Consider the following 12,268-nt stretch of genomic DNA (forward strand, 5'->3'; position numbering starts at 1 on the left):
CGGAAAGGGTTAGCCGCCATGCGTACCAAGTCGAGGCTTGCCGCCGCGCTCACGGTCGTCCTGACGGTCACGCTGGCCGGGTTCGCGGGCCAGCCCTCCGCCGCGGTGGCGGCGGACGTCAGTCCGACCGAGCCGTCGGTCATGCCGTCGGTGCCGGGCGAACCGGTGCCGGTGAAGGCCCCGGCGCCGGATCCGGCGTCGAAGGCGGCGCAGGTGCCGGTGCCCGATCTGGCGTGGCCGCAGGCCGACGCGGCGACCGCCAGCACCAGCGCCGGGGGCGCCGTGCAGGTGCGGGTCCTGGACCAGGCCGCGGCGAGCGCCGCGGGTGTCCAGGGACTACTGGTCAGCGTGGCTGGGATGAGCCGCGTGGCGGCCGGCGAGAAGGTGAAGCTGTCGATCGACTACTCGCGGCTGCGCAACCTGTACGGCGGTGACTGGGCGACCCGGCTCCGGTTGGTCGACGTCGACCGGGACGTGGTGCTGCCGGCCACCAACGATGTGGCAGGTGGCAAGTTGGCCTCCACTGTGGAGGCTGGCGCGGTGGGCTCGACGCTCGCCGTGACGGCGGCCACCGGCGGCTCCGCCGGGGACTTCGCGGCCACCACGCTGTCACCGGCCGGCCAGTGGGCGGTGAGCACGCAGAGCGGCGCGTTCTCGTGGTCGTACAACCTGCGGACCCCGCCGGCGCCGGGCGGCCTGGCGCCGTCGCTGAGCCTGTCGTACTCCTCCGCCGCCGTGGACGGGCGGACCGCGTCGACGAACAACCAGCCATCCTGGCTGGGGGAGGGCTGGAGCCTGTGGCCCGGCTACGTCGAGCGTTCCTATCGCGGCTGTGCGGACACCGAGGGCAAGCCGAAGACCGGCGACCTCTGCTGGATCAACGAGAACGCCGTGATGGCACTGGGCGGCGCGACCAACGAGCTGGTACGCGAGGGGACGAGCCAGCGGTGGCGGCCGAAGGCCGACGACGGCACGCGGGTGGAGCAGCGCTTCGACAAGGCCGCGAACGGAGACGTGCGCGGCGAGTACTGGGTCGTGACCACCACCGACGGGTTCCAGTACCACTACGGGAGCCGGGTGGCGGCGGAGTCGACGTGGACGGTGCCGGTGTTCGGCGACAGCCCGGGGGAGGGCTGCGGTGGGGCGTTCGCCACCTCGGACTGCGTGCGCGCCTGGCGGTGGAACCTCGACTACGTTGTGGACCCGCACGGAAGCACCATCACCTACCAGTACCGGGCCGAGACCAACCGGTACGCGCGGAACCAGACCGACGCCTCGGTGGCGACCTACACGCGCGGTGGCTGGCTGGAGCGGATCGACTACGGTGACCGGGCCGGTGAGCCGGCGGCCGGGCAGGTGGTGTTCGCGGTGGCGGACCGGTGCCGGCCGGACATGCCGTGCGCTCAGCACACCGGGGCGGTGTGGCCGGACGTGCCGTGGGACTGGGAGTGCACCGGCGCCAGCTGCCCGGACAAGTACTCGCCGACGTTCTGGTCGACCAAGCGGCTGGCATCGATCACCACCAAGGTCCGGTCCGGGACGGCGTATCTCGACGTCGACCAGTGGTCGTTCGACCACATCTACCCCGACCCCGGAGACGGCACCAGTGCGGGCCTGTGGCTGCGCGGGATCACCCACACCGGGCTGGTGGGTGGCAGCCAGCCGCTGCCGCCGGTCACGTTCGCCGGCAGCGCGCTGGCGAACCGGGTCGACTCGCCGACCGACGGGCCACCACAGCTGAACAAGTTCCGGATCGAAACGGTCCACAATGGATCTGGTGGCGACCTCAATGTGGTGTACGCGCCGCCGAACTGCAAGGCGGGGGCACTGCCCTCGCCCGCCACCAACACGCTGCGCTGCTTCCCTGCGCGGTGGGTGATGTCGCCGGAGCCGGAGCCGCGGGACGACTGGTTCCACGTGTACGCGGTCGGCCAGATCACCCAGGTCGACCGGGTGGCCGGCGGTATGACGGAGGTCCTGAACTACGAGTACCTCGGCGGTGGCGCCTGGCGGTACGACGACAACCCGTTGATCGCCGAGAAGTACCGCACCTGGTCGCTGTGGCGCGGGTACGAGAAGGTGCAGGTGCGGCACGGCGACCCGGTGCAGGAGCCGGGACGGCCGGTTTCGCTCACCCAGTACCAGTACTTCCGCGGCATGCACGGGGACCGGGCCGCGGCCACCGGCGGGACCAAGCCGCCGGTCGACGTCACCGACTCCGCGGGCACCGCCCTGGCCGACCTGGACCCACTGGCAGGGAGCCTGCGGGAGCAGATCACCTACGACGGAGTCGGCGGTGCGGTGGTCTCCGGCGCCATCCACGACCCGTGGGTGCGTGGCCCGACGGCGACCCAGGGGAGCCGGCAGGCGTTCCAGGTGCAGACGGTCCGTATGGCCAACCGCACCGCGCTGGCCGGCGGTGGGTTCCGCCGGACCCAGGTGGACACGGCGTACGACAACGAGGGCAACGCGACCCAGGTCAACGACCTCGGTGACACGGCCACCGCCGCCGACGACCGCTGCACCCGCACCGACTACGCCCGCAACGAGACCGCCTGGCTGCTGAACCTGCCCAGCCGGGTGGCCACGGTCGGGGTGGCCTGCGACGCGACCCCGAGCTACCCGGATGACGCGATCTCCGATGTGCGCACCTACTACGACGGGCTGGCGTGGGACGCCGCCCCGAGCGCCGGCAACGCGACCATGGTGGAGGAGGCGGACTCGTACGCCGGCAGCACGGCCCACTATCTCACCGTCTCCACCGCGACCCACGACGGCTACGGCCGGGTGCTGGACTCGTTCGACGCGCTGCAGCGAAAGAACGCCACCCGGTACGAGCCGGAGAAGGGCCCGGTCACGGCCACCAGCCTGACGAACTCGCTGGGGCAGACCGTCACGACCACACTGAATCCGGCCTGGGGCGTGCCGGTGACGGTGGTGATCGCGAGCCAGGCCCGCACCGACATCGCGTACGACCCGCTGGGGCGGCTGGCCGGCGTGTGGCGCCCCGGCCGGTCCAAAGTGGACCTCCCGGACCAGCCGAACGTGCGGTACGTGTACGCGGTACAGAACGACGCGCCGAGCTGGGTGCGGACGGACACGCTCGTGGCCAACGGCAACTACGTCAGCAGCTTCACCATGCACGACGGGTTCCTACGGGAACGGCAGACCCAGGCGCCGAACCCGAAGGGCGGCCGGACCGTCACCGACGCGCTCACCGACTCACGCGGGCTGACGTACCTGGCCAAGGGCCCCTACCACCAGGACGCCGCGCCGGGCACGTCGCTGGTCGAGCCCGACATCAACAAGGTGCCGAGCATGACCCTGACCCGATTCAACGGCGTCGAACGGGCCGTCGAACAGATCTACCTCACGTTCAACGCGGAGCCCAACGACGGTCGGCGATGGCGCACCTCGACCGCGTACGGCGGCGACCGCGTCACCGTGACCCCACGGACCGGCGCGCCCCCCACGACGACGATCAGCGACGCGCGGGGGCAGACCACCGAGGTCTGGCAGTACCGCGGCGCCACCCCGTCCGGCGACCACGACGTCACCCAGTACCGCTACACCAAGTCCGGCGAGATCACCCAGGTGACCGACCCGGCCGGCAACGCCTGGCGCTACGAGTACGACATTCGCGGCCGGCGGACGGTGGCGGTGGACCCGGACTCCGGCCGGTCCGAGATGACCTACGACAACGCCAGCCAGCTGCTGACCATCACGGACGCGCGCGGCAAGACGATCACCAACGAGCACGACGACCTGGGCCGCTTGACCACCACGCGGTCGGGGTCGACCGTGCTGGCGAAGTGGATCTACGACACGCTGAAGCCGGGACTGCTGACCTCCTCGACCCGGTACCAGGCGGGCGGCGAGTACACCCGGGCGGTGACCGGGTACAACGAGGCCGGCCAGCCCACCGGAGAGCAGGTGAGCTTCCCGGGCACCGAGATCGGCATCGTCGGCACGGCCTCGTTCACCACCACCACGACGTACAAAGTGGACGGCAGCCCGAACCTCGTGCGGCTCCCCGCGCTCAGCACCGACGTGCCGGCCGAGACGCTGACCCACGGCTACGACACGCTGGGCGGCCTGCTCAGCCTGAAGGGCAACACGGCGACCGGCAGCACGACCTACCTCAACCGGGCCACCTACACCGCCCTGGGTGAGCCGGAGCTGATGGAGTTCGGTGCCCCGGCCGCCGGACCACACGTCTGGCAACAGTGGACGTACGAGGACGGCACCCGCCGGCTGTCCACCGCGCTCACCGAGCGGGAACAGACCGGCAACCTCCGGGTGGACCTGCTGTCCTACGCCTACGACCCGACCGGAAACCTGCTCTCCCTCAAGGACGAGATGCCGGGCGTGGCAGTGGACAACCAGTGCTTCCGGTACGACCACCGGCGCCGGGTGACCGACGCCTGGACACAGACCGGGGCGTGCGCGGCCGCCCCGAGCACGGCGGTGATCGGCGGGCCGGCACCGTACTGGCAGAGCTACGGCCACGACGTGACCGGCAATCGCACCGGCCTGACCCGGCACGGGCTGAACGGAGCCGCGGACGTCCTCAGCACCTACAGCTACCCGGCGGCGGGGCAGCCCCGCCCGCACGCGGTGACCGGCGTACAGACCGCCGGCTCCGCGGCCGCCAGCTACGACTACGACGCCGCCGGCAACACGGTCAGCCGGCCCGGCCCGGGCGGGCAGCAGACCCTCGCCTGGGACACCGAGGGCAGGCTGGCGTCCATCACCGCCGGCGCCAACACCACCAGCTACCGGTACGACGCCGCCGGCGGCACCCTGATCCGGCGCGACCCCGGCACCGTCACCGTGTTCCTCGGCGGCGGCGAGCTGGTCTACAACACCGCGACCAAGGCCACCACGGGCACCCGCTACTACAGCGTCGGAGACCGGGTCATCGCGGTACGCACCGGCGGCGCGCTCCAGTGGCTGGTCGCCGACCACCACGGGACTAGCCAGCTCACCGTCGACCCCACGACCCTCACGGCCACCACCCGGCGGTTCGACCCGTACGGCAACCCGCGCGGCCCGGCATCGACCTGGCCGGGTGGAGACCGCGGGTTCGTCGGCGGTATCCGCAACGACACCACCGGGCTGACCCGGCTCGGTGCCCGCGAGTACGACGCGTCCATCGGCAGGTTCGTCTCGGTCGACCCGGTCATCGACCTCAACGACCCGCAGCAGATGAACGGCTACTCGTACGCGAACAACAACCCGGTCACGATGAGCGACCCGACCGGCCTCATCCCCGCCGAGTGCGGCGTCGACTACGAGTGCTACGGCTACAACCCGTTCACCGGCTGCCCGTACGGGTGCGGGACCGCGGCCAACCAGGCGTATGGGATGCGGCAGAGCGGCTCGGCTCCGGTCTGTTCGGTGCCCGACCGTGACTGCCGCTCACCGCAGGCGAAGGCGAAGGCAAAGAGCAGCGGGGGCAAGCGCAAGCCGACCTTCGACTTCGAATACCTGAAGAAGCACGGCCGTCCACGTCCGGACACCGATCCGCGGGTGTACGACGACCAGGACACCGTCAACAAGATCATGAATATGTGCGCGTGGATCGGCGGCGACGCCGACTGCGATCCCGACTTCCACATGCAGGTGCTCGACCAGGTCTTCGTCCTCGCCGGATATTCAGGTGGCACCCCCGAGTTCATCGCCACCGAGGGCATCGGACGCGGTGGTGGAAAGGGCTCGCGCGGCTCGCGCGGCTCCGGTACCGGCAAGCCGTTCTGCAGGAGCTTCTCCTCGGACACCCCGGTGCTGATGGCCGATGGCACCAGCAAGCCGATCGGCGAGATCCAACCGGGCGATCGGGTGCTCGCCACCGATCCGGAGACCGGCGAGCAGTCCGCGCAAACCGTCGCGGCGGTGTGGGCGCACCCGGACGACCTGGTCGACCTGCGCCTGCGCAAGCAGGACGGATCGGTCACCGTCACCACCACCGACGACCACTTCTTCTGGAACGACACCGACAAGCAGTGGCAGCCGGTCGGTGAGATCGACCCCGGCGACCGCCTGCGCACCGCCGACGGCAGCGTGGCCACCGTGGTCGGCCTGCTGGAGTCGACGTGGCACCGGGCCGACGCCTACAACCTGACCGTCACCAACCTGCACACCTACTACGTGCTGGCCGGCACCACCCCGGTGCTCGTCCACAACGACGACGACATTCCGAACGTCGTCTCCACCGCGATCGAAAACATCAAGAACGGCAACGGCGAAGCTCGGCTGAATCCCGACAAGAGTCTCGACATATTCGAAGGTCGTGGCGTAGCGCCGAAGGTGGCACGGAAATGGACGGGCTCGCAGATCTACAACGTCCCTGGATCACAGGACCGCTACCGGATCCTGGTGAACCAGTACGGCGACGTAGGGTGGGTGGACGTGGACGACAAGAAGTACCAGAAAATCGTGTTGACGGGCACCAAGATAGTTCCGGGCGGGCCGGCCCGCGCCACCGGCGGCTGCTAGGCGTACCCGGAATATGTCGGACGAGATGCCGGACCTGGGTGATCGGACGAGGCGTTTGTCGGCGGTCGGGGTTGAGCTGCTCCGGCCCTGGCCGCTCGACGACGCCGTCGTCACACCGCCCGACGTCGCCTGGAGCGCGAGCGCGTGCGGCCGCGAGAGCGGCCGGATCGACCACGCGTTCGACGACACCGACGCGGACCGGATAGCGAAAGGCAACGCCGCCTGGCTGGCGGCGGCAGAGCGGTTCGCCCTGTTCGACGCCGCCGGCACCTTTCTGCTGTCGGTGGCCACGGACACCGACGACGATCCCCGGTCGTGGTGGTTCCAGGCCCGGGTCACCGGCGGCTGGGACCTGATCGGCCGCGGTGCCGAGGCCAGAGTCCTCGGCCACGGCTGGGGCGTGCCGGCGTTTGTGACGCATTCCGCCGACGGCAATGTCCTGATCGCGGCCAGCGCGTACGAGACGTGCTTCAGCGTCTTCGTGGTGCCGGCGCCGAGCCGCGCCAGCGTACTGAGGCGCTCGGCGGCCCAGTTGCTCGACGCGACACCCCGGCCGTCGGATCGCCGGTCGGGCATTTCTCGATGGCTGGGGCTCTGAGCCTGGCCGGCTACCGGTCAGCCGGTCGGTTGATCCAGTGCGCGGTGGCCGGTGGGCGCCGGCCACCGCGGGCTTTGGTCAGAACGGCCCGGTGAACGTGTACTGGTGTGAGGTCACCACCTGCACCGGACCGTCGAAGCCGGCGATCTCCACCGTCACCCAGCCGGTGATCGATTCCACCGGCGAGGTCGGCTCCGAGTAGGTCCCCATGGTCGTCACGGTACCTGCGCCCAACCGGACCAGGTTCATGCAGCCGAAAGCCTGTTCCTGGAGCTGCCCGAAACCGTAACTACCGCCGTGGGGCTGGAAGTAAACCGTCACCCGGCACAGGGACAACGGCTGGTTCGGGTCGGTGCTGAATGTCAGGTCCGCGCCAGGCGCCAGCCAGGGCACTTCGCCAATGGGCGGCGGATCGGTCAGCGTCAGGCACGGCCGAATCGTCACGGTGGCCCCGATCGCCGTCGCGGTGCGCTCCTCGGCGCAGCCCAGCGGTTCGTCCTGCACGGCGAGCGCCGCGCCGCGCTGTGTCGCCGGGCTCGACGCGCTCGCCCCGGCTGCTGTGAGGCTGAGCGCCGCGACCAACGCGACGAGCACCCCGGCGAACATCCGCCCGAACCACTGCGATCTTCCCACCTGGACTCCTTATTGTCCCCGTTCAATCGCGGGTGAATCCCGCGGTGATCAGGCTCGACCACTGGGTATGCCATTTGTTTGCCATCCGCAGGACGTCATCCACTCGGCCGGGGCTAGCCTTTCGGGCGTGGAGTTCCGGCTGCTGGGCCCGGTCGAGATTCACCGCACCACGGGCGAGACGATTCGTCTGCGCCGCCGGCAGGAACGGCTGGCGTTGGCCGTGATGCTGCTGAGCCCCGGACGGGTGGTCAGCACCGAGCGGCTCGTCGACCTGCTGTGGGAACGGCCGCCGGCGTCCGCTACCCGGTCCGCGCTGCCGTCACTGATGTCCCGGATCCGGAGTGTGCTGGGGTCGACGGGCAACGGCGACGAACCAGTACGGCTTGTGGCCCGGGGCGGGGGCTACCTGCTGCGGGTCCAGCCGGATTCGGTGGACCTGCACCGGTTCAGCCGGCTGCTCGACCAGGCGCGAGCGATCAAGGAACCGACAGTGCGGTCGGCGCGCCTGGCCGCGGCGCTGGAGCTGTGGCGGGGCCGGCACTGGCTGACGCAGTGAGCGGCGCGGTGCGGGATCGGTTGTGCGGCGGCCTGGAGGAGCTGCGGTTCGCAGCGATCTCGGACCGGATCGACGCGGAGCTCGACGCCGGCCGCCACGCGAACCAGGTCGCCGAGCTGGCTAGGTTGACCGAGGAGCTTCCGCTGCGGGAGCGGCTGCACGGCCAGCTGATGATCGCCCTGTACCGGTGCGGCCGTCGCGCCGACGCGCTCGAGACCTACCGGCGGGCCCGTCGGGTGCTCGTCGCCGAGCTGGGCCTGGAACCCGGACGCCAGCTACGTGAGATCCATGCGTCCATCATCGCCGACACGGCAGGCCCGGCAGGGGACACCGACCGGGACATGCCGGCCGCAACGGCGCCGGAGCAGCTCCCGCTGGATCTCGCGGGTTTCGTGGGGCGGGCCGCGTACCTGCACCAGCTCGACGCGCAGCTGACCGCACGGTCTCCCGCCACCGCCACGACAACCTGTGTGATCACCGGCACCGCTGGCGTTGGCAAGACCGCACTCGCCGTGCATTGGGCGCACCGCGTGGCCGACCAGTTTCCGGACGGGCAGCTCTACCTGAACCTGCATGGCTTCGACCACAAAAGCCCGCCCGCGCCCGCGGGCGAGGCTGTGCGTGGATTGCTGGAGGCGCTGGGGGTTCCGGCGGCTCGGATTCCGACCACTGTGGAGACTCAGGCCGGCCTGTACCGCAGCCTGCTGTCCGGGCGTCGGGTACTGATCGTGCTGGACAACGCCCGTGACGCCGAGCAGGTCCGCCCGTTGTTGCCGGGTACGCCCGGGTGTCTGGTCGTGGTGACCAGTCGAAACCAGCTGACCGGCCTGGTCGCCCTGGATGGCGCACACCCGATGACGCTGGGCCTACTCGCGTGGGACGAGGCCCAGGAGCTGCTCGCCTGCCGCCTCGGCGCCGACCGGACTACGGCTGAACCGGACGCGGTACACCAGATCATCACGCGGACCGCGCAGCTGCCTCTCGCGCTGGCCATCGTGGCCGCGCGTGCCGCGACCAACGGCGGCCAGCCGCTTGCCGCCCTCGCCCGGGAGCTCGGCGAGACCGGCCTGGACTCGTTCGACGGCGGGGACAGGATGGCGGATCTGCGGGCGGTGTTCTCGTGGTCGTACCAGGCACTTGGCGCGGCGGAGGCCCGGCTGTTCCGGCTGCTCGGGCTGCACCCTGGGCCGGACGTGGCGATAGCGGCTGCGGCCAGCCTGGCTGGTACGCCGGTACCGCAGGTGCGGGCGATGCTCGCCACGCTGGCTCGCGCCCACTTGATCGTTGAGCACACCACGGGCCGGTACACGTTCCATGACCTCCTGCGCGCCTACGCCGCCGAATTGGCGCACCGGCACGACCCCGGCAGCGAACGGCGCGCCGCCCTGCACCGGACACTCGAGCACTACCTGCACACCGCGTACGGCGCCCACCAGCTGCTGAGCCCGCACCACGGCCCGATCCCGCTCGCGGCGGCCGGGTCGCAGACCTTCCCGGAGCACCTGGTCGACGCCCGGCAGGCGATGGCCTGGTATGCCGCGAACCACCGCGTGCTGCTCAACGCCGTACGGCTGGCCGCCGACGCCGGCATGGACGCGATCGCCTGGCAGCTGCCGTGGACGCTGCTGGAGTTCTTCGACCGGCAGGGGCACTGGCATGACCAGGTCGATATCTTCCGCGTCGCTCTTGACGCCGCGTGCCGGCTCGCTGATCCGGCGGGCCAGGCGCACGCCCACCGCGGGCTCGGCCGGGCCTACGGCAGGCTGCGCCGGCACGCCGACGCGTACGACCATCTCCTGCGGGCCATGGACCTGTACCGGGACCTCGGTGACCAAGCCAGCCAGGCGCGCACCCACGCCAACCTCGCCGGGATACTCGAAAAACAGGGCCGAAGCGCCGAAGCCATCGACCACGACCAACAAGCCCTCAGCCTCTACCGCGCCCTGGGCGACCTGTCCGGCCAAGCCCGCACCCTCAACAACATCGGCTGGTACCACGCCCTGCAAGGCGACCACCTGGCAGCGATCGCCCACTGCCAACAAGCGCTCGAGCTACTCCTGCAGACCGGCGACCGCCGCGGCCAAGCCAACACCTGGCACAGCCTCGGCTACGCCCACCATCACCTGCGCCACTACCGCGACGCCGCCTCCTCCTACCAACACGCCCTCGACCGGTACCGGGAGGTCGGCGACCGCTACCACGAGGCCGACACCCTGACCCACCTCGGCGACACCCAGTACGCGGCCAACAACCTCGACGCCGCCCACCACACCTGGAGCCAGGCACGCGACATCCTCGACGCCCTCGGGCACCCCGACGCCGCCAAAGTCAACGCCAAGCTCTCACTCGCCCACCCGACGTTCGCGCCCTCCTCGCCGGGGTTGGACCTGACCGCGCTGCCGCTCGGTGGTAGCGGTGGGCCAGGTGCGCGAAGGCGTCTTTGAGCTCGGTCGGCCCGACGACTTCGATGTCGGTGTCGAACCTGCCGATGGTGGTGGCCAGGGCGGGCCATGACCACGAGCCCAAGACGAGTCGGCAGCGCTCTGGGCCGAGCGCCTCGACCACCCCGTCACGGATGAACGGTGACACCTCGGCGGCGGGCAGGTCGAGGATGACTTCGCCGTGACAGGGCCAGCCGCCCGAGCCGTCGGAGCCGTCGAACCTACTGGCGACGAAGGTGGCCACGTTCCCTCCGGGCAGTTCACGCGGGGTGAAGCGGGGCCCGGTGGGGGTGCGCGGGGTGATGCGGTCGGCGCGGAACGTGCGCCAGTCGTCGCGGTCGAGGTCCCAGGCGACGAGGTACCAGCGACCGCCCCAGGTGACGAGGTGGTGGGGCTCGGCGCGGCGCGGCGCAGTTGTGGTGGCGTAGTCGAAGCGCAGCACCTCGCGGGCGCGGACGGCGCCACTGATCGCCATCAACACGCCACTGTCGACCTGCGGCGCCGCGGACCGTTCGACGGCGGTGACCTGGAGGGTGTCGATGCGGTGGCGCAGCCGGGCGGGCATGACCTGGCGGACGGTGTTCAGCGCCCGTGCCGCGGCCTCCTCGATGCCGGCGCCGGCGGTGGTGGCGATCTGGAGTGCCACGGCCAGGGCGACGGCCTGCTCGTCGTCGAACAGCAGCGGCGGCAGTTGCGTGCCGGAGCCGAGCCGGTATCCCCCGTCCGGGCCTTTGGTGGTCACGATGGGGTAGCCGAGCTCGCGTAGACGGTCGACGTCGCGGCGTACCGTGCGCTGGCTGACATCCAGTCGCTCGGCCAACAGCGCCCCGGGCCAGTCCCGGCGCGCCTGCATCAGCGATAGCAGCGCCAGCAGTCGTGCTGAGGTCTTCGGCATGTTTCTCATTCTGCGCGAAGAAGAGGACACATCCTGGCCGCTTCCCCTGCGACCGTTTCTCGCGTCAGGCACCACGTCCAGGTAAGGAGCAACCTTGTCCGTCACGACCACAACCCACCTGAACTTCCGCGGCGACGCGCGCGCGGCGTTGGAGTTCTATCAGGCAGTGTTCGGCGGCCACCTCGCCGTCGTCACGTACAAGGACGCCGGGAACGTCCAGGAACAGTCCGATGCCGACCAGGTGATGTGGGGCCAGGTGCTCGCCGAGAGCGGCTTCCACGTCATGGCCTACGACGTGCCCTCGCGGATGGGCTACGACCAGGGCGAGAACTCGTTCTTCGTCTCCTTGCGCGGCGAGACCGTCGAAGAGGTCACCGGCTACTGGGAGAAGCTCACCGACGGGGCGACCATTGTGATCCCGATGGGCCCGGCGGGCTGGGCCCCCGCCTACGGGATGCTGCGGGACCGTTTCGGCGTCGTCTGGGCCGTCGACGTCGTCAGCTCGCGGGAGACATCGCGGTAGCCAGACCCGGTACCCCGCGAGCGGTGTCCCTGTTGGACCCGGGCGGGCTTGTCTCGCGGACCTGGCAGCGCGGGTCGGGGATTTCGGCTCGCTCTGCGAGCCGCCGACCTGCGCGGTGCCCGCG

The 12,268-nt window shown here is 70.7% G+C and carries 7 protein-coding genes; 5 read left to right on the forward strand and 2 right to left on the reverse strand.

Features of this window, described 5'->3' with window-relative positions; genetic code table 11:
• The first annotated feature begins 18 nt into the window (after positions 1 to 18).
• Both Prum_RS34605 and Prum_RS34610 read left to right on the forward strand, forming a co-directional pair.
• The gene (locus tag Prum_RS34605) at positions 19 to 6,498 is read left to right on the forward strand and encodes an RHS repeat-associated core domain-containing protein (protein WP_173080447.1); all 6,480 of its coding nucleotides are present in this window, start codon (positions 19 to 21) and stop codon (positions 6,496 to 6,498) included.
• A gap of 25 nt (positions 6,499 to 6,523) precedes the next feature.
• Positions 6,524 to 7,096, forward strand: a complete 573-nt coding sequence (locus Prum_RS34610; RefSeq protein WP_173080449.1) for a hypothetical protein — start codon at positions 6,524 to 6,526, stop codon at positions 7,094 to 7,096.
• Positions 7,097 to 7,174: 78 nt separating this feature from the next.
• Here Prum_RS34610 and Prum_RS34615 read toward each other — a convergent pair whose 3' ends face one another.
• A complete protein-coding gene (locus tag Prum_RS34615) occupies positions 7,175 to 7,729 on the reverse strand; it encodes a hypothetical protein (protein ID WP_173080450.1) in 555 nt (184 codons plus the stop codon).
• Between the two features lie 127 nt (positions 7,730 to 7,856).
• Here Prum_RS34615 and Prum_RS49920 point away from each other — a divergent pair, with 127 nt between their 5' ends.
• Both Prum_RS49920 and Prum_RS34620 read left to right on the forward strand, forming a co-directional pair.
• On the forward strand, positions 7,857 to 8,285 hold the full coding sequence (locus Prum_RS49920; protein WP_218577476.1) for an AfsR/SARP family transcriptional regulator: 429 nt from the start codon (positions 7,857 to 7,859) through the stop codon (positions 8,283 to 8,285).
• 8 nt (positions 8,286 to 8,293) lie between these two features.
• On the forward strand, positions 8,294 to 10,729 hold the full coding sequence (locus tag Prum_RS34620; protein ID WP_246278277.1) for an ATP-binding protein: 2,436 nt from the start codon (positions 8,294 to 8,296) through the stop codon (positions 10,727 to 10,729).
• Here Prum_RS34620 and Prum_RS34625 read toward each other — a convergent pair.
• Positions 10,614 to 11,621, reverse strand: a complete 1,008-nt coding sequence (locus Prum_RS34625) for a helix-turn-helix transcriptional regulator (protein WP_173080452.1) — start codon at positions 11,619 to 11,621, stop codon at positions 10,614 to 10,616. The genes Prum_RS34620 and Prum_RS34625 overlap by 116 nt on opposite strands.
• Before the next feature lie 94 nt (positions 11,622 to 11,715).
• On the opposite strand from Prum_RS34625, the gene Prum_RS34630 reads away from it, so the two are divergent.
• Complete coding sequence (locus Prum_RS34630; RefSeq protein ID WP_173080454.1) at positions 11,716 to 12,144, forward strand: VOC family protein; 429 nt, start codon at positions 11,716 to 11,718, stop codon at positions 12,142 to 12,144.
• Positions 12,145 to 12,268 lie beyond the last annotated feature (124 nt).

This window comes from Phytohabitans rumicis (genome assembly GCF_011764445.1).
GTDB classification, from domain to species: Bacteria; Actinomycetota; Actinomycetes; order Mycobacteriales; family Micromonosporaceae; genus Phytohabitans; species Phytohabitans rumicis.